The sequence below is a fragment of the Haemophilus sp. UMB1048 genome (assembly GCF_030218125.1).
Classification (GTDB): Bacteria; Pseudomonadota; Gammaproteobacteria; order Enterobacterales; family Pasteurellaceae; genus Haemophilus_D.
On record NZ_JASOPB010000001.1, the window covers coordinates 211615 to 231259 of the forward strand.

The window sequence follows — 19645 nt, forward strand, 5'->3', positions numbered from 1 at the left end:
GGCTTGGAAAACCAAGCCTTTTTTATTTTGCGAATTATTCGCCCAAACGCTCTTTAATACGAGCAGATTTACCTGAACGTTCACGTAAGTAGTAAAGTTTAGCTTTACGTACTGCACCTTTACGTTTAACAGTGATTGAATCTACAACTGGTGAGTGAGTTTGGAATACACGCTCAACACCTACACCGTTAGAAATTTTACGTAAAGTGAATGCTGAGTGCAAACCACGGTTACGAATTGCAATAACCACGCCTTCGAATGCTTGCAAACGACGTTTGCTACCTTCAACTACCCATACTTTAACTTCTAAAGTATCACCTGGGCGGAAGCTAGGTACGTTTTGTTTTAATTGTTCTTGTTCAAGTTGTTTGATAATGTTAGACATTGTTTGATCCTTTATTGATCCTAGATGTAACTGAAACTAACTGTTATGCTCGGCTTGCGCCTCTTTTAACAGTTTACGTTGTTCGTCAGTCAGAGCTAGGCCTTCTAAGAGCTCAGGGCGTCGGAGCCACGTTCTTTGTAGCGATTGTTTTAATCGCCATTTCCGAATTTCTTCGTGATGTCCCGACATCAGCACGGGTGGTACAGTTAATCCTTCTAACACTTCCGGTCTGGTGTAATGCGGGCAATCTAATAAACCGTCTGCAAAAGAATCTTCTTCTGCGGAGGCTTGCTTGCCTAATACACCGGGAATAAAACGCGCAACAGCATCAATTAATGTCATTGCCGGCAATTCTCCACCGGTCAGAACATAATCCCCGATTGACCATTCTTCATCGATTTCAGTTTGAATCAATCGCTCATCAATACCTTCGTAACGTCCACATACTAAAATCAATTTCTGATTTTGAGCAAGTTCCGTCACTCCAACTTGATCGAGTTTACGTCCTTGTGGCGAAAGGTAAATCACCTTTGCGCCTTCTCCTGCAGCTGCTCTCGCAGCATGAATCGCATCCCGTAAAGGTTGCACCATCATCAGCATCCCCGGACCACCACCATAAGGACGGTCATCCACAGTTTTATGCTTATCGAATGTAAAATCTCTTGGATTCCAACATTCCACTTGCAGAAGATTATGTTTTACGGCTCTACCTGTAACCCCAAATTCCGTAATCGCTTTAAACATTTCGGGGAATAATGAAATCACCCCTATCCACATAAAAAGCCTACTACATTACGTTTGTGCATACTTGAGATTAGAAACCAGCGTCCCAATCCACTTCAATTGTTTTCGTGGTGAGATCGACTCTTTTAACTACTTGTTCATACAAGAATGGAATTAACCGCTCTTGTTTTCCAAAAGCATCCTTGGTATTGGCTTTCACCACTAACACATCATTAGAACCGGTTTCCATCATCTCTGTTACCGTTCCCATTGTATAACCTTCTAGGTTGACGACTGAACAACCGATTAAATCGTGCCAGTAATAATCGCCTTCTTCCAGTTCTGGGAATACAGATAAATCCACACCAATTTCAACATTTGCTAAAATTTGTGCGGCTTCACGATCATCAACGCCTTTTAATTTAACGATGATTTCGTGATTATGATGACGCCAGTTTTCTAATTCCGTTGGCTGCCATTCACCTTTGATTTTTAAAAACCAAGGTTGATAATCAAAAATGCTTTCAGCTTGTTCTGTTGATGAATAAATACGTAACCACCCACGGATACCGTAGGTTGAGCCTAATTTGCCCACAACTTCAATACGTTGTTGTTCCATATTTTTCACCTATCTTAGTTTAAGAACTAAATCAAAAAGCGAGATTATGCTTTTTGAGCTTCTTTTACCAAAGTTGCAACACGGTCTGAAAGTGAAGCACCTTGAGCAACCCAGTGGTTTACACGCTCAAGATCAACACGAAGACGCTCTGCGTTACCTTGTGCAATTGGGTTGAAGAAACCTACACGCTCAATGAAACGACCGTCACGTGGTGAACGACTGTCAGCTACTACGATTTGATAAAATGGGCGTTTTTTAGCTCCGCCACGAGATAAACGAATGGTTACCATAACCTTCCTCTAAATGTTTAATTACTAAAAGAATATTCTCAAACTCGAAAGTGATTTAAGAATATAGCTTACTTTTTTCTCTGTATATATAGACAAAAAGCCTGAAGATTTTACACTTTTTGAGCAAAAAAGCAAGCCGATAGCCTACTTCTACTTGAGAAATTCACCATAAAAAATGACCGCACTTCATCACAAAGTGCGGTCAAATTTTTATTCATTTATTGGATTAATAAACCCCTTGTGCCAACATTGCATCGGCTACTTTTACAAAGCCAGCTACGTTTGCACCCACTACATAGTTAATGTTTGCTTGACCAGCGACAGTGCCATATTTTTTACAGTTTGCATGAATATCTAACATGATACGATGAAGCTGTTTATCCACTTCTTCAGCCGTCCAATACAAACGTTGTGAGCTTTGTGCCATTTCTAAACCAGAGGTTGCTACACCACCGGCATTTGCTGCCTTGCCTGGGCCAAATAGCACGCCAGCCTCTAAGAATGCCTCTGTTGCTTCGATAGTTGTTGGCATGTTTGCACCTTCAGCAACTAATTTCACGCCATTTGCAATTAAGGTTTTAGCGTCTGCAATCTCTAATTCGTTTTGAGTTGCACAAGGAAGAGCGATATCAGCTTTCACTTCCCACGGGCGTTTACCCGCGATATATTGTAAACCAAACTGTTCCGCAAATTCTTTCACGCGCCCACGTTTTACGTTTTTGAGTTCTAATAAAGCGGCTAATTTTTCACGGTCAAAACCTTCTGGCAAATACACATAACCTGCTGAGTCAGAACAAGTCACCACTTTCGCACCGAGCTCCATCGCTTTTTCAATCGCATATTGAGCCACGTTACCCGACCCCGAAACTAAAACGGTTTTACCTTGGAAGCAATCCCCTTTTTCAGCGAGCATTGCTTGTGCGAAATACACTAGACCATACCCCGTCGCTTCAGGACGAATTAAACTTCCACCGAATGAAAGACCACGACCAGTAAACACACAAGCAGCTTGGTTTGATAATTTTTTCATATAGCCTGCAAGATAGCCTACCTCTCGACCACCTACACCGATATCACCTGCCGGCACATCGGTATCCGGTCCAACATGACGATAAAGTTCTGCCATTAGCGCTTGGCAAAAGCGCATGACTTCTGCATCTGATTTTCCTTTAGGATCAAAATCTGAGCCGCCTTTCGCACCGCCCATTGGCAATGTGGTTAAGGCATTTTTAAAGATCTGTTCAAAGCCTAAGAATTTTAAAATCGATAAGTTAACAGATGGATGGAAACGCATTCCGCCTTTGTATGGACCAATTGCGCTGTTGAATTGAATACGGAAAGCTCGGTTTACTTGAACTTGACCTTTATCATCAGTCCACGCCACACGGAACTGAAATGCGCGCTCAGGTTCAACTAAACGCTCTAATAAGGCTTCTGAACGGTATTTAGGATTTGCTTCCAAGAAAGGCCAGATTGACGTGAAGACTTCACGAACGGCTTGTAAAAACTCAGATTGGTGGCCATCACGTTGAGCCACTTTTTCGAGAAATTCGTCTAAGGATGCTACTGCTGACATAGGATTTTCCTTCTAGTAGTGAGTGAGTATGATGTGTGTAAAATTATTTTATTTCACCGTCTTCTTGCGGTGTGCCTTCAATATAGCAATGGAAAAATCAATTCAGCAATAGTTTTTTTATAGAAAAAATGAAGAAAAAATAAAAAACGAGAAAATATTTAATATTTTCTCGTTTCTATTAGATAAGATCTAAAATCAGCATCTAAGCTAACACTTCAATTTAAAAAGTCCTTATTTATTTTTACCTTCTAAGTAAAGCCACTCTGCAACTTGCTTCGCAAAGTACGTCAAGATACCATCTGCCCCCGCACGTTTAAAGCAAAGCAATGATTCCATAATGCATTCTTTTTCTTTCAACCAACCATTTTGAATGGCTGCCATATGCATCGCATATTCGCCAGAAACTTGGTAAGCAAAAGTTGGCACACCGAAATACTCTTTCACGCGATATACCATATCCAAATACGGCATACCTGGTTTTACCATCACCATATCCGCACCTTCTTGCAAATCAAGTGCAACTTCTTGCAAGCCTTCATTGCCATTTGCCGGATCAAGTTGGTAAGTTTTCTTATCGCCACCTTTCAGATTACCCGCAGAACCGACTGCATCACGGAATGGACCATAGTAATTAGACGCATATTTCGCTGAGTACGCCATAATTTGTGTATTGATATAGCCATTCTCTTCCAATGCCTGACGAATACGGCCAATACGACCATCCATCATATCACTCGGTGCCACAACATCTGCACCCGCTTCAGCATGAGAAAGAGCCTGTTTGATCAGAATATCTGTCGTGATATCGTTTAAAACATAACCTTCTTCATCAATGATGCCATCTTGTCCATGAATGGTATAAGGATCAAGCGCCACGTCAGTTAATACGCCTAATTCTGGATACGCAGCTTTCAATGCTTTTACTGCACGCTGTACTAAACCATTTGGGTTAAACGCTTCATCTGCCATTAAAGATTTTTTATCTTGCTCAACCACAGGGAATAATGCGATCACTGGCACACCATATTTCACCAAAAGACCTGCTTCAATTAATAATTGATCGATGGTTAAACGCTCAACTTTAGGCATAGAAGGCACTGGCTCGCGATGATTTTCGCCTTCAATAATAAATACCGGATAAATTAAATCATTCGCTGTTAAGGTATTTTCTGCCACTAAGCGGCGGCTAAAATCATGTTTACGTAAGCGACGAAGACGACGGGTTGGGAAACCGCCTAAAATTTGTTGAGTCATAATAATATTCCTGTTTTTTTATGATGTTAAAAGGGCGTATCACCTACGCCCATTTTTTTTAATCTTTGTGATTCAAATCAGCCTGATTTTCTACCGCACTTTCTTCATCCGTTGTCTCTTCTTCATCATCTTTCGGTTGATAGAAACGTGCAACTAACAAGCCTAATTCAAAGAGAAGGCACATTGGCACAGCTAGTAAAGTTTGAGAGAACACGTCTGGTGGCGTTAAGATCATACCGACGAAAAACGCACCGACAACAATATAAGGGCGTTTTGCTGCCAATGCTTTCGTGGTTGTGACACCTGTCCAGCAAAGCAAAATAATCGCAACAGGGACTTCAAAGCACACACCGAAAGCCAAGAATAATGCTAGCGCAAAATCAAGGTAACTGCTGATATCTGTTGCGATAGCTACCCCTTCTGGTGCAGTTTGCGTAAAGAAACTAAACACGAAAGGAAAAACAATATAATAAGCAAACGCCACACCGCAATAGAATAAAACTGTACTGGAAAATAATAACGGATAAATTAAACGTTTTTCATGTTGATACAGCGCCGGTGCAACAAATGCCCAAATTTGATAAAGCAAATAAGGCACCGAAATAAATACAGATACAATCGCAGTTAATTTAATTGGCGTAAAGAAAGGCGTTTGGATATTGGTTGCAATCATAGTTGCGCCCTTTGGCATGACAGCCGTTAAGGGTGCGGCAACAAAATGATAAATATCATTAGAAAAATAAACCAACGCCACAAAAACCACTAAAATACAAATTACACAACGTAATAAGCGGTTTCTGAGTTCAACAAGATGGGTAATTAACGGTTGGGAATCGTCCGTCGTATTGCTCATAATTATTCTCTAGGACTTAGCTTCAGATTTAGGTGCTGGTTGCAGTTCCACATCATCCGGCGAATAGTAATCAGATAAACGCTCGGTTAATTCAGCTTGTTCATGGGCTTCAAGTGCGGTCAAATCTACTTCTGTTTTTTCAGGTTCTGAAACTTCAGCAAGTTCATTCTCTACATGCTCTATCGATGCTGTTTCAGCCGGTTTTTCTGTCGTTTCTTGTGAATTCACCACGAGTTTTTCAGCAGAATCAGCCGAATTTTCAGCCGCACTTTTAATTTCTTTAATTTGCTCTTCTACCGTTGTGCCCGCTGCAGCCGCTTTTTCTTCTAGCTCTGCACGCATTTTTTGAGCCTGTTCTTTCAGCTCTTCAACGGTTTTACTTAAGTCTGGGGAAAGCTGTTTTAGATTAAGTTGTTCCGCTTTCTTAATGCTATCTTGCAATTCTTGCAATTTAAGCTCTTGTTTTAATTCATTTTGAACATTAGCTGCCAACCCACGGATCGTTTTCACCCAGCCCATTACCGTGCGAATAGCCACAGGTAAACGCTTAGGGCCTAGTACTACTAAGCCCACAAGCATCAATAAAACAAGTTCGGAAAAACCAATATCAAACACGGTTATGCCTGTTCTTTATCTTTTACAGTTTCAGTTTTTTCAGCGGTGTTTGTACCGTCTTTAATTTGAGTAAATTCCGCATCTTTTTTCGGCTCGTCATCAGACATCGCTTTTTTAAAGCCTTTTACTGCTGCGCCAAGATCAGATCCCGCATTGCGTAATTTTTTTGTACCGAATACTAATAAAATCACGACTAATAAAATAATCATTTGTGCTGGGGATAAACCAAACATAGAAAAACTCCGTTAGAATTAAATTGAAAATTTGGACCTGAATATACTCTTTTTATGCATTTGTCTCAAGAGGTAATTTTAAAAGTGCAGTCAAAAATTTAGAGGATTTTTAACCGCACTTTATTCTTATTATTCAGCCAGTTCTGTTTGCTCATGAGACAGGAATTATGAAATAACAAAATCCAGTTCTTTCATGTATCGCTCATAACATTGCAAGATGTCCACGATCAAATCCTCTTCCTTTGTGATATTCAAAGGATAACCTTCCAATTGAATATTGGTTGAAACCATTAATGCATGATGAACTTGTGCTGTTTCAGATGCGGGCTTCTCAAACAAGGTAATTTGGTAAAAAAAATCTTCTGCTAATCCATTTTCAATAGAAAGGACCAGTTGATTATTATCGACGTCAAAACGTTGCTGTAATGTCACATTTAGACCATAGGTACCAATGAGTAACTGCCGTAACTCTCTCATTGCTAAAAGTGCCGTTGTTTTTAAATGGGAAATGGCGTCATCTCGCTTAGGTTCAATCACTAACTGTCTTAAACGGCTACGCCAGTTTGCACCTGTCCACAAATCTGAAACCTCTGTGGAATAATATTGACGTTCAAATCGTAAACCTTTTAACAAACTCCATGCCATCACTGACATCAACAGAGCAAAAGGCAAAGAGAAAAACAACATCGTTGATTGTAGTATTTCAATACCGCCAAAAAGATAAAGAACAAACGTAACAGCTGACAATAAACCACCCCAAAACATAGATTGCCAACGAGGTGAAACCTGGCTTTTGTCTTCAATTGCGATATTATTAAGCGTATAAATACCAAAGTTAATGGTTACAATAAAAAAGAGTGTGATAATAAATAAAGCTAACGTTTTAGTTAAACCGGAATAGGGTAAATAACTCAAAAAATCAAAAAGAAGTGATCCCACATCATTTACAGCTCGACCTAATGCCCCCTTAGCAAGATGCTCATTCACCCAAATTGCTCCATTACCAAATACCGTGAACCACAAAACGAAGAATAAACTTGGTACCATCAATACGCCGAAAATAAACTCTCGCAAAGTTCGTCCGCGAGAAATCCGTGCGATAAAAATCCCAAAGCCGGGTGCCCATGAAAACCACCATGCCCAGTAAAAAACCGTCCAATCCATAAACCAGTCTAGATGTTCTATATCATAGGCATAAGCCTTGAAGCCGACTCTAATTAAACCGCTTAAATAGGTACCAATATTTTCCGTAAAAGCCGAAATTAAATATATTGTTGGACCGAATAGCAAAACCAATAGCATAAAGAGAAAGGTAACGCCTAGATTAAGCTCACTAAGAATTCGGAACCCGTTGGCGATACCCTGCAGTGAAATTAAGATAGCAATGATAAAAACACTCACTAAAATAAGGGGAACCAAATAGGGTGAGTTATCCAATAAATGCATTGAATGGAATGCGGCAGCCAACCGAATCGCACTGTAACCTAAGGTTGCGACTACGCCAAATAAGGTGGTACAAATCCCGAGAATATCAATGATATCCCCTACTTTTCCATTAATCTTTTCTTTTAGTAAGGGATAAAAACAAGAGCGTAAAGAAAAGGGTAATTTATAGCGAAATCCGAAGTAAGCTATCGTAAGTGCAATTAATCCATAAATAGCCCAAGCACTGATACTCCAATGAAAAATACTAAAAAATAATGCTGTTCGAACTTTCTCATATTCACCTATTGGTGAAAGAAAATGTGAAAGCGGTTCAGCAACACCAAGAAAAACAATGCCAATACCAATTCCAGAGGTGAAGAGTAATGCAATCCAAGAGCCTAATTTAAACTCTGGTTCTTCCTCATCACTCCCGAGTTTAATATCGCCGTATCGTCCTAACGCCAAGAAAAGTAAAAAGAACAGAAAAAATGCACTCAGTAAAATATAAAACCAGCTAAATTGAGAGAAAATAAAGGCTTTCGCCGCAGCAAGATAAGATATCGTTTGCTGCGTATCAAATAAAAGGGCTGCAATAATCGCTAAACTAAAACCTAAACTGCCCCAAATAACATTTGCTTTGAAAGTATTTTGTATCTTCATATTTGTTTTAAGATAAAAAGTGCGGTTAAAAATTAAGAGGATTTTCAACCGCACTTTAGTCTTATTATTCAGCCAGTTCTGTTTGCTCGTGTGCCATCAATTCTTGGCCTACATCATCTAGCAAACTTAAATAACGTTCATAATGTTTCAACATATCGGCAATTAATTCATCTTGATCCATATATTGCACATCATAACCCACTCGACCATCAAAGAAATAAGTGTATGGCTCATAAGTCATACTATGCTGGATATGTGGCAAGTTATCGTCATTAATTAATTGCTCTGACACCTCACGACCGATAGATTTCACCCCGTACATAAAGTCTCGCATCAAATCTTTTTGAATGACTAACTCGACTGCAGGTTCATCTTGATCAAATAACGTGTTAATTTGCACACTCAATTCATATTTACTAATTAACTCTTGGCGTAGCTCACGCATAGCCGGTAATACCGTATGTTTAAGGAAGCGTAAAATATCTTTTTCTTGCGTTTGGTTCATCATTTGTTCCAAACGTTCTTTCCACTTATCCCCCGTCCAGAAAATACTGGTTGGATTAACTTTGGTATCAAAATATTTTTTATCCGCATTCAAGCCTTTCCATAAACTAAAACACATCAACAACATCAACATGGCGAAAGGTAACGCCACTAATAGCGTCATTGCCTGTAGGTTTGCCAAACCACCCGATTGCATTAAAACAATCGCAACGACTGACATTAATATACCCCACATCACGGCCTGCCAACGAGGTGCTGCAAGGCTTTTATCGCGTGATGCAATGTTATTTAATACATAAATGCCCGAATCCGCAGAAGTGATAAAAAATAAAGAAATCACCACTAAACTCACTAAACCCGTCACACCAGAAAGCGGTAAATAATCTAAGAACTTAAAGAGCAACGTTTCAGGCGAAGAAATCATTTGTCCTAACGTACCTGCTGCTTCACCATCATTCAACCAAATGGCTGTATTACCAAATACGGTAAACCACAAGATACCGAACATGCTAGGAATCACCAACACGCCGAAAATAAATTCGCGAATTGTACGCCCTTTCGAAATACGAGCAATAAATAAACCGACAAATGGCGCCCAAGAACACCACCATGCCCAATACAGAATTGTCCAACCGCTAAACCAGTCTGTATGTTCTTGTTCATACACATAGGTTTTGAAACTTAATTTTACTAAGTTGCTAAGATACGTTCCGATGTTGTCGCTAAAAGCGGATAACAAATAAAGTGTCGGTCCCGCCACTAAGACGAAAATCAACAAACAGAAAGCTAGTGTTAAATTCAGCTCACTTAAGATTTTTACCCCTTTCCCTACGCCAGAAATCGCGGAAAATATCGCTAAACTCATTACCACGGCAATTACGACAACTTGCAAGCTGAAGCTATTTTCGCTAATCCAGCCTAATTGATGTAAGCCTGCACCCAATTGTGATGCACCAAAACCTAATGTTGTGATAACACCAAATAAGGTGGCAAGTAACGCCATAATGTCGATAAGATCGCCTAACTTGCCATTAATACGCTCTTTCAATAACGGATAGAAACAAGAACGTAATGCCAAAGGTAATTTGTAACGGAATCCAAAGTAAGCCAATGCCAACGCAATCGTGCCATACACCGCCCAGGCATGAATTCCCCAGTGGAATAAGGTGTGTAACAAGGCTTCTTGTTGCTTATGCTCTGCGCTGCCTGTGGTAATATCAGATAAGTAATGCGTCAATGGCTCTGCTACACCAAAGAACATCAACCCTACCCCCATACCGGCAGCAAATAACATCGCCAACCAAGACAGAAAACCAAATTCAGGCTCTTCTTCATCATTGCCTAATTTGATATTACCTAGGCTACTGACTGATAAAATGACTAAAAAGCCCAAAAATACTGAGAATGCTAATACGTAAAACCAACTAAAGTTGGCAAAAATGCCCGATTTGGCGGTATTTAATAAAGTTTGCGTTTGTTCCGGAGCGATTAAAATCATCGCAACGAGTAACACCACAAAAAATAACGTTGCACCAATCACTAAAGGATTGAACGACGTTTGCTTTTCCATAAATTTAGATAAAGACAACGCTTCCCCCTTAAAAATTAAGTGAATAAAAATAAAATCAGATTAAATAAAATAAGGCCTTAAGCCCTAAATGGTGAGATGGAACCATCGCAAATGATAGCACGGAGAAGTGCGATTTTGAAGGAAACGCTCAGTAGGATTTGAGTGGATTGTTTCCAAAAGTGCATTTATGGTATAAAAAAATACCAATTATTTCAAATTAGGAAAATATTGATGGTATTTAATTTAAGTCGTATTTTTAACTGATATAATGAATTACAAAACTTGCTCAAACAAGACAGTAAAAGAAAACGTTTTATTTAATGTGTTGTAGATAAAACAATTTCTTAATGCAGCTTCAGTAAGCTTATCAAACGTCTGATCATCTAAATCAGATGAAATAAAAATTTTAATTTTACAATCGGTTATGTGTGGAGGTTCATCATAACCATGCACACCAAGTAAGGTTAAAGGATTGGCGAGGTTGAGCCAAATTTTTCCTTCCATTTCTACAATATCGGCACGTTGTTGAGCAAAATGCGCTTTTACACTACTCAAAATGCCACCTAGAATAGAAACAGCAAAATAATCTACCGCACTTTTTTGTAACGATTGGTTATCGAAATTGACTTGTGAATAGAGCGAAATACTGTCATTCGGTGTGAATAATTTAATTTCTTCTCCGCGTAATACGGCTCGATATTTCGCTGTAAAACATTCACTTTCAGGTACGTGATACATAACGTTCCCTCAATATTGATTTTGCCTCATTTAATACCTTAAGTTTGGCTTCAATAATATCAAAACCATTTAAAGGGCGGTTAGAAAAAGTGGCAAATCCACAATCTGGATTTAGCCAAATTTGCTCTGGTGGAAGGTAATTTAAAGCTTTTTCCGCTCGTTGAACAATCTGATCTACGGTTTCCACCTCATCAGAACGAGGATTGATGACGCCTAAGCCTAAAATACATTTTTGTCTTAAGATTTCACTTTCTAACAACGAACTTAATTCTCCCGCTCTTGGCGTAGAAAATTCGAGCATTAAAATATCAGGTAACGCCGATTCAAATAAATTCACTAGTGATGTATAAGGCCCGCGCAGTAATACGCTTTCATCTTTGCTCCAGTTTCCTCGACAAACGTGCAAGGCGGTTTTGATATTTTTATTTCTTGCATACTCAAAGATTTGAGTAATTAAACTTTTCGCAAACTGTAGCTCTGCTGCAAAATCTTGTTTTTCGCTTAACGCCGCACACATAAATGAACGTGTTTGATGATGGCTAAAAATAACTTCTGTCAAAACAGGCTCATCAAATTGAACTACACTTACCCCTAGTTCACATAAATGATCAATTTCTTGTTTTAAGATAGCAACAACATCCTTCGCCATTTCTTCTTTTGATGAATAATGTAGCCCTGACACAGGCGAAAGCCACATGGAGCGAGCTATTAAGTAAGGCCCAGGCAAGGTTGCTTTAATTGGTTGCTTGGTTAGATTTTTCAGTAGCAACATTTCATCTGCTACTAAAGATTGTTTGTAGCTGATTTTTCCCACGCAAATAGCATTTTTTATGGAAAGTGCGGGAACATCCAAGGTTTCTAGCATCGATTCAAAAACTTGCTTTTCTTTAATGTGATCGAGCATTTCACTCATGCTCATTAAGGTCGCGCCTTGAATTTTTTGTGCAATAAAAGAAAGGTAATTGTCGCGAAGTAATTCACCACTCGTGATGATATCAATGCCTGTGCGTTGTTGAAGTGCAACAATTTGTTTCGTTTCTTGAACAACGATTTGCTCAAGCTCTGTAGTGGTTATTTTGCCGAGTGCGTGCTTTTTACGTGCCATCAAAAGTGCTTGGCTACGAGGCATTGAGCCTAAAAGGGAAGTTGTGAAAGGTTTCATAGAAAATCCACAATGACGGGCGTTTATTACACGCCCATCATGACATATTGATATTACAAGAATTTTAAATATTCATTGGCTGCTTGTAATTGAGCAAAACCTTTTGTTCTACCCGCAACCCAACGTTTTAATCCTTCCAAATCCATCATTTCTTTATGTTCTGGATTGTTGTAATCCATTTTGAACAAGGTTTCGGTGAATGCATTGAATTTGGTTTCATCTAATCCCACGCGCCCACTGAAAATACAATGGTCAAATGATGGTGTTTTTGCAAGTACTTGAACTGTTGCTGGATCGAGTGTGCCATCTTTTGTCCAACGTTCAAAGTTGAAATCTAACATCCATGTTGCCGAGACTTGACGATCTTTTAATGCATTGGCTGCATCTAATTCACCGCCTACATGATCACCGTGCAAACCAACACCCACATCAAAGCGTTTTTCTACATAATCTTGACCAAATTCCAAGCCATGTTGATGTAAAAACTCGATAGGAATTAACCGCGCTTGTGGGGAATCAATTGCACCAAAAGCAATAGTTTTATTTTTTAAATCTTCAATCGATTGGATAGTTGGATCATTAACAACTAAATAGCTTTGACGATCTTGATCGGTATCACGCATGGCACCATTTAAGGTTTTACCGCCACTACGCAAGTAACCATCTAACCAAGCTAGGGGAGAGTTCCACGCTACATCAATTTCATTATTGAGTAACGCATCAACTTGTCCTTTGTAGTCTTTGAAATACACTGGCTCAATAGGGAATCCTTCTTTTTCGAAAAAGTCTGCAATAATTCCCCAAATAACTGTCACTTGTGGGGCGTAGATTACCGCCCCAATTTTTAATTTCTCACTCATTTTTCACCGCACTTTATGGAATTTGTTGACCTGTAATGGCTTTACCTAACCAAATATTTAGCACATCGACACTTGGCGCCATCACTTGGCTTGCTAATGCATCGCGTAAATAGCGTTCCATTGGTCCCATTTTGTTATAAGCCTTGCCACCGCCAATACGCATACCAATTTGAGCAAGAGCAATAGCGTTTTCGCTCGCGAGAATTCGGGCAGCTAATAATTTAGCTAATGCATCTGCATCACCTTCTGTGGCTGCACGAGCCGCATCTCGCGTAGCACATACAGCAGCGTTTGTGTTTGCATAGATTTTAGCTAAGTGAATTTGCACGGTTTCGATTTCAGCTAATGCAGTGCCCGATGTGTATTTACGGTGTGTTGAATGTTTAATTGCCTCAGTAAGCACGGCTTTACATACGCCACTATAGACTGCTGCCAAACCACAAATAAAGGCTGGTGCAATGCCACCAAATACTTGTTCTGCGCCTGTGCCAACTTCACCAATACGCCAGCTACGATCTAATGGCATATCGGTCATGCGCATAAAGCAAGAAACATTACTACGCATACCTAAGCCATTCCAGCTATCAGCTTCAAAAGTTAAGCCTTGAGTACCAAGTGGAAGCACCCAGTTATCAATAGTTTCGCCATTTTCGGAAGGCAAAAGTGCTAAATAATAAGAGGCATAATTGCCCGATGTCACCATGGATTTTAAGCCATTGAATACTGCATATTCAGCATTAAATTGTGCGGTTGCATCGGTGATATAGAAGTGAGTACCTGTGCCTAATTCACTATAGGCGAGTGCGGCAAAGGTTTGATTTTGAACAATGTCTGAAAAGATTTTTTGTTTGAGTTGATCGCTGCCGAATAGATTTAAACAATTCACTGCAACGTTACTCATCATGTAACAGAGACCAGCAGAGGCTGAACTTTCAGCTAATGCCATACAGACTTCAGCATGTTCTTTTAGAGTTAATCCCATTCCGCCGTATTCTTTTGGAATTAAAAGTGAAAACCAACCGGCTTTACCTAATTCTTTAAATGCCTGAACAGGAAATTCTTTTTTTTGATCGAGTTCGTCGGCGTAAGGCTCAATAAACTGTTCCGCTAACTTTCTCACCTGAGTATAGATTTGCGACATAATATATCCTTATTGTGTGTTGAGAAAAACTTTCTACGGGGCGGATATTATTATGCTCAGTTTCTTTTTTCTAGTATTTAATTCACAATAATTTCAGTAATGTGATGTGGATCATGTTTTTTTAGACCGTGAAGATTCACGGGGAAAAAGTGCGGTCAGAAAATCTCTAAATTTCTGACCGCACTTTGAGCTAATAGTATTCATATGAGTTTATAATTATTAAGCTTGGATGATTAACATCATCAAATTCTTCAATCTTCACCACATTACCATGATCATCCACTGTATTTTTCCAACGCTTTATGGAGGATACACTACCATCCCCAAATCCATAAGGCGGAAAGTCTTCAAGTTTGATCGGATATCCATTTGCATCAAAAGTTCTTACAACTTTTCCACCATACATGTATTCTGTTTGTTCAACTAATTTGCCATCAATATATTTGTTGGTATATTTGGTAGACTCATTATTAAAAAGCTCATTTCTAATTTCTACAAGATTGCCCTGTTCATCATAATGATGACTATACTTATTCATGCCATTTTCAAGTTTTTCACACCCTTCCTCACAAGACTCATCTTCTTTTTTTTCAATGATGAGCAATCCATTTTTATCATAGGTATTTTCAGATATGATGATATCAGGCATATCTTTCGCTTTATACTTATGGATTACTGTCAATGAACCATCAGAATTAGTGTGATAAAGATATTCGATAGCATTATTATCACCTTCTATAAAAGATTTAATCAAACGTCCTTTTTCGTCATACACAAAGTTTTGTGTCAAAACAACATCCCCTAAGGTTTTTTCTTTAGTTTTAAATCCCTGCGGATTAAAAAAAGTAATCTTATGCTCCAAAATTGAAGAATCTTTCGGATTGATCGATTTCATTTCCCATTTTTTTACTGGTCCTTTCAAATTTAATAAGGCTAAATCTGTTTTTAACTGAGCAAAAAGTGTAGTGGAAAACAACGTTAACAGACATCCCAATACGATGTAACGCATAAAAAGCTCCATTAGGTAAATAATTAAAAAGTGCGGTCAGAAAAATCCTTAAATTTCTGACCGCATTTTATTCAATATTGATTAAATTCGTTCTTCGATAATGCCGCCACCTAAGCAGACTTCATCAAGATAAAATACCGCTGATTGACCTGGTGTGACTGCGGCTTGCGGTTCGTCAAAAATCACTCGAATGCAATCGTCATCAATCGGCTCAACCAAACAAGCAATATCCGTTTGACGATAACGAGTTTTCACCGTGCAACGGAACGCTTCACGCACGGACTCACGACTCACCCAATGTAGCTGCTTGGCAATTAAGCCTTTGGAGAACAAACGTGGATGATCATGGCCTTGTGCCACAATCAATTCATTATTTTCCACATCTTTATCTACTACATACCAGGCTTCATCACCGGCATTTTTTAATCCACCGATACCTAGTCCTTTACGCTGCCCCAGGGTGTGGTACATCAAGCCTTCATGGCGACCAATAATCTCGCCATCTACGGTACGGATGTCACCTGGTTGAGCCGGCAAATAACGTGCTAAGAAATCCTTAAACTTACGCTCACCAATAAAACAAATACCAGTAGAGTCTTTTTTCTTCGCGGTAATTAAACCTAAATCTTCTGCAATAGCACGTACGATCGGCTTTTCAATTTCACCGACAGGGAAAAGGCTTTGGCCTACCTGATTTTTACTCAACGTGTAAAGGAAATAGCTTTGGTCTTTGTTGCTATCTAAGCCGCGCAATAGCTCCGCTTGATTATCTGCGCCACGACGACGCACATAATGGCCAGTAGCAATATAGTTTTTAGCTTTTATTTTTTAGGTAACGCATCACTAGAAGCATTAAATTTCACATTTGATGAAGTGTAAGCCTCAAAGTGCGGATGTTTTTTCATAAATTTAATGAAACTTTCCGCATCAGGCAAGTAAGTATCAACGCCTTCATATTTCGGATCGTTAAATAATTTACCAAACGTTTTGTAACCATCTTTACCGCTAGCTACATAAGCATTAGTACCAACAAGATAACGTTTATTATCATCAATTGGTTCCCATTGTTGGGTTTGTTTATTCAAAACTTCCACGCTCACTAAACGTTTACCTTCTGCATTTGGTGTTTCATTCGCTTCGTAACGAATGCCTGCGCCATAAGGGAATGCTCCTGTAGAGCCATCAATTAAAGCAAATTGCATCGCATCTTCAAGCACTTGTTTCACTAACGAACCTTCCATTTTATAGGTATATAACGTATTCCCGAAAGGTAAGAAAGTATAAGCATCATTAAAGGTTACATTGCCCGGTAAAATATCTGCGCGTACACCGCCTGCATTTTGAATGGTTAAATCCACCGTTTTGAGTTCGTTATACATCGTTTCTGCAATAAAGCGTGTCGCGATAGAACCTTCTGGATTAGAGCCTGCTTTATTTGGGATACGGTTCGCTGAACCACCTGGCATTGCAGAACCAGTGATGACGCCAACAATTTCTTGTGCTAAACGATCTTTTTCACTTTTATATTTTGAAATAAGCATGTCTGTTTTTGCATCATGATCATCAAGTGAAATACTCTTCATTGATTTTAAAGTATCAAGCGCTTTTTTACGTTCATCGCCGGTTAATTCAGTCCATTTACCTTCCGAATTTTTCACTTGAAGTTTATGAGAACTCATTAACACGTGAGGAATTTTACGAGTAATAGACGCAATACCTTCAGGACTGAATTTAACACCTAAATCCCCCACCACAGCAGAATAAGCCCAACCCTCCATTATAAATACCGGTTCACCATTCGGATTTTTAAATTCAAGCGGATATTCATAGATTACTGGCAATTTTAAACCACGTAATTCATCGTTTCCGTATAAATAATGTGAATCGCCAGTAACGATCACATCAATATCATTTACTTTTTGAGCAATTTCGATATTTTTTTCACTTCCTGCATGTGAAAGTAAAATGATTTTATTAATACCTTGTTGTTTTAGCGCATTTGCCATAATTTGTGCGGTAGCAATTTCATCATAGAACTTCACATCTTTACCTGGTGAAGAGGAATTAACCGTTTTATTCACGGTATCTAAACCGATAATAGCAATTTTTTCTCCATCCACAGTGAAAATATCGTAAGGTTTCCATTTGTTATATAAAATTGAACTTTTATCAGGAATCACATTAGCTGAAAGCACAGGAATTTTTAATGGTTCAAGCAGTTTTAATAACCCTTCATTACCCGCGTCAAATTCATGATTACCTAAAGTAAAATAATGGAAATTACCTGCATTCATCACAGCCGCATCAGCAGAACCGCCAAACAGCGTAAAGTAAAGTGTACCAGTAATGGCATCGCCTGCATGCAGTACTAATGGATTTTTATACTTTTTACGTAACTCATAAAGTTTTCCATTCACAGCAGAAAAACCGCCAATATCAACCTTTGTTTGTTGACCATTTAGATTAATTCTTGCTTCGTGCGGTTCCAAATAAGAATGGTGGTCGTTAATATGTAAGATACTTAACTCCACAGCTTTATGTGCTTGCAGCGCTTCTTTAGCAAAGGCTGCACCTGAGCAAAGCATTGCTAACGCACTAACTGCAAAGGTAACTGATTTTTTAGATAAAAACATAATGGCTCCTTGTGAGTAAACGGATTAATTTAAGCCTTCAAGCATTGCTTGGAAAGTCTTATAACGAATAGCATAGTTATTGTGTTGAAGATTTTCACGTGCTTGATCTAAATACGAAAAATCATCAACCTCCACCCCTTTAAATTGGCGAGCAAACATCATATTGGCTAGAGCGAGGCGAGGCTTAATTTCAGAAGAAGGGGTTATCAAACTCACTCGATTCTCAGTAATAGAAAAAGTTGTTTGATTAGGAAAATCTTGACGCATCTGTTCAATAATTTTTTGAAATATGCCTTTAGCATCCAAAGACAATAATATAATTTGATCTGGTTTGGCTCCCCGTTCTATTAAAGCCTGAACAAATTGCTCCGAATTATCTGTTTGACGAATATAAATTTTTGCCTGCTCATTCGCTAAAAAAGACACCAGTAAGTTTTTCTTCATTTCCTGAATTAAATTAGCATCGCCAGTATTTATCGGTTCAAAGTATAAATAATCAAGAAATTTAGGGGTGAGATTTTTATCTGTTTTAAAAATGCGAGTGAGGATTTTTTCGCTTATTTGGATCTGATTATCAAGAAATTGGGGAGGTAAAGAAAAAAGTGCGGTGAGTTTTTTCTGTAAAATAGAAATTTGTTGCTTTTCTTGTTTAGCTAAAGCGATTGAAAATTGTTGCTTTAAAGCCTCAGCGGACTCAGTAGATATTGATTGGTGAGAAGACGAAGGAGGACTCGCTATCACAGATTGTTGAATGCCAATACATGACGCTAATCCAAGTAACACAGAATGAAAACTGATTTTCATAATAAACCTCATTTAACTGATATTTTATCAATATAAAATACCGCTTAACGCGTAAACTTGACCTAAAACTATTTGAGAGTTTCTTAGATTATACGTAAAACAAAATTGCATGTGAATGATAATGTTTACTTTTTCAAGAGAATATAACGTACTTATTAGAATGCTCATCCAAAACTTGCAATTTTGCTCAAAAAGTATAAAACTCGCAGGCTTTTTGTCTATATATACAGAGAAAAAAGTAAGCTATATTCTTAAATCACTTTCGAGTTTAGGAATATTCTTTTAGTAATTAAACATTTAGAGGAAGGTTATGGTAACCATTCGTTTATCTCGTGGCGGAGCTAAAAAACGCCCATTTTATCAAATCGTAGTAGCTGACAGCCGTTCACCACGTGACGGTCGTTTCATTGAGCGTATAGGTTTCTTCAACCCAATCGCACAAGGTAACGCAGAGCGTCTTCGTGTTGATCTTGAGCGTGTAAACCACTGGGTTGCTCAAGGTGCTTCACTTTCAGACCGTGTTGCAACTTTGGTAAAAGAAGCTCAAAAAGCATAATCTCGCTTTTTGATTTAGTTCTTAAACTAAGATAG

The 19645-nt window shown here is 38.7% G+C and carries 19 protein-coding genes and 1 pseudogene; 1 reads left to right on the forward strand and 19 read right to left on the reverse strand.

Annotation, left to right across the window (positions count from 1 at the left end; genetic code table 11):
* Positions 1 to 34: 34 nt before the first annotated feature.
* The 19 genes and pseudogenes from rplS to QP437_RS01105 all read right to left on the reverse strand — a co-directional run bounded on the left by rplS (position 35) and on the right by QP437_RS01105 (position 19054).
* A complete protein-coding gene (gene rplS, locus QP437_RS01015; RefSeq protein WP_014064141.1) occupies positions 35 to 385 on the reverse strand; it encodes a 50S ribosomal protein L19 in 351 nt (116 codons plus the stop codon).
* A 36-nt stretch (positions 386 to 421) separates the two neighbouring features.
* Positions 422 to 1162, reverse strand: coding sequence for a tRNA (guanosine(37)-N1)-methyltransferase TrmD (gene trmD, locus QP437_RS01020; RefSeq protein ID WP_285266641.1), 741 nt, complete (start codon positions 1160 to 1162; stop codon positions 422 to 424).
* 37 nt (positions 1163 to 1199) lie between these two features.
* A complete protein-coding gene (gene rimM / locus QP437_RS01025; protein ID WP_065244522.1) occupies positions 1200 to 1727 on the reverse strand; it encodes a ribosome maturation factor RimM in 528 nt (175 codons plus the stop codon).
* A gap of 44 nt (positions 1728 to 1771) precedes the next feature.
* The gene (rpsP, locus tag QP437_RS01030; protein ID WP_005697005.1) at positions 1772 to 2017 is read right to left on the reverse strand and encodes a 30S ribosomal protein S16; all 246 of its coding nucleotides are present in this window, start codon (positions 2015 to 2017) and stop codon (positions 1772 to 1774) included.
* Positions 2018 to 2243: 226 nt separating this feature from the next.
* Positions 2244 to 3593: an NADP-specific glutamate dehydrogenase gene (gdhA, locus tag QP437_RS01035; protein WP_285266642.1), complete on the reverse strand. Its 1350-nt coding sequence runs from the start codon at positions 3591 to 3593 to the stop codon at positions 2244 to 2246.
* 231 nt (positions 3594 to 3824) lie between these two features.
* The gene (gene hemB / locus QP437_RS01040) at positions 3825 to 4847 is read right to left on the reverse strand and encodes a porphobilinogen synthase (RefSeq protein WP_285266643.1); all 1023 of its coding nucleotides are present in this window, start codon (positions 4845 to 4847) and stop codon (positions 3825 to 3827) included.
* A gap of 58 nt (positions 4848 to 4905) precedes the next feature.
* Positions 4906 to 5700, reverse strand: a complete 795-nt coding sequence (gene tatC / locus QP437_RS01045; RefSeq protein ID WP_285266644.1) for a twin-arginine translocase subunit TatC — start codon at positions 5698 to 5700, stop codon at positions 4906 to 4908.
* 9 nt (positions 5701 to 5709) lie between these two features.
* Positions 5710 to 6315, reverse strand: a complete 606-nt coding sequence (gene tatB, locus QP437_RS01050) for a Sec-independent protein translocase protein TatB (RefSeq protein WP_197544861.1) — start codon at positions 6313 to 6315, stop codon at positions 5710 to 5712.
* A gap of 2 nt (positions 6316 to 6317) precedes the next feature.
* Complete coding sequence (tatA, locus tag QP437_RS01055) at positions 6318 to 6548, reverse strand: twin-arginine translocase TatA/TatE family subunit (RefSeq protein ID WP_005697873.1); 231 nt, start codon at positions 6546 to 6548, stop codon at positions 6318 to 6320.
* 165 nt (positions 6549 to 6713) lie between these two features.
* Complete coding sequence (locus tag QP437_RS01060; RefSeq protein WP_285266645.1) at positions 6714 to 8633, reverse strand: BCCT family transporter; 1920 nt, start codon at positions 8631 to 8633, stop codon at positions 6714 to 6716.
* A 64-nt stretch (positions 8634 to 8697) separates the two neighbouring features.
* On the reverse strand, positions 8698 to 10725 hold the full coding sequence (locus QP437_RS01065) for a BCCT family transporter (RefSeq protein WP_285266646.1): 2028 nt from the start codon (positions 10723 to 10725) through the stop codon (positions 8698 to 8700).
* A 255-nt stretch (positions 10726 to 10980) separates the two neighbouring features.
* Positions 10981 to 11445 carry an OsmC family protein gene (locus QP437_RS01070; protein WP_049358033.1) on the reverse strand — a complete coding sequence of 155 codons (465 nt, stop codon included), beginning with the start codon at positions 11443 to 11445 and terminating at the stop codon, positions 10981 to 10983.
* Positions 11429 to 12607, reverse strand: a complete 1179-nt coding sequence (locus QP437_RS01075; protein WP_285266647.1) for a cobalamin-independent methionine synthase II family protein — start codon at positions 12605 to 12607, stop codon at positions 11429 to 11431. The genes QP437_RS01070 and QP437_RS01075 overlap by 17 nt, the downstream gene beginning before the upstream one ends.
* A gap of 53 nt (positions 12608 to 12660) precedes the next feature.
* Positions 12661 to 13467, reverse strand: a complete 807-nt coding sequence (locus tag QP437_RS01080) for a phosphate/phosphite/phosphonate ABC transporter substrate-binding protein (protein WP_065245881.1) — start codon at positions 13465 to 13467, stop codon at positions 12661 to 12663.
* 13 nt (positions 13468 to 13480) lie between these two features.
* Entirely contained in the window at positions 13481 to 14608 is a 1128-nt protein-coding gene (locus QP437_RS01085; RefSeq protein ID WP_285266648.1) for an acyl-CoA dehydrogenase family protein, read from the reverse strand.
* Positions 14609 to 14798: 190 nt separating this feature from the next.
* Positions 14799 to 15617, reverse strand: a complete 819-nt coding sequence (locus tag QP437_RS01090; RefSeq protein WP_111327822.1) for a hypothetical protein — start codon at positions 15615 to 15617, stop codon at positions 14799 to 14801.
* A gap of 81 nt (positions 15618 to 15698) precedes the next feature.
* Positions 15699 to 16430: pseudogene (gene mnmA / locus QP437_RS01095) on the reverse strand (tRNA 2-thiouridine(34) synthase MnmA); the annotation flags it as partial.
* A gap of 8 nt (positions 16431 to 16438) precedes the next feature.
* Complete coding sequence (nadN, locus tag QP437_RS01100) at positions 16439 to 18250, reverse strand: NAD nucleotidase (RefSeq protein ID WP_285266649.1); 1812 nt, start codon at positions 18248 to 18250, stop codon at positions 16439 to 16441.
* A gap of 24 nt (positions 18251 to 18274) precedes the next feature.
* A complete protein-coding gene (locus tag QP437_RS01105; RefSeq protein WP_032827502.1) occupies positions 18275 to 19054 on the reverse strand; it encodes a hypothetical protein in 780 nt (259 codons plus the stop codon).
* A gap of 310 nt (positions 19055 to 19364) precedes the next feature.
* Here QP437_RS01105 and rpsP (QP437_RS01110) point away from each other — a divergent pair, with 310 nt between their 5' ends.
* Positions 19365 to 19610, forward strand: coding sequence for a 30S ribosomal protein S16 (rpsP, locus tag QP437_RS01110; protein WP_111303547.1), 246 nt, complete (start codon positions 19365 to 19367; stop codon positions 19608 to 19610).
* Positions 19611 to 19645: the final 35 nt, after the last annotated feature.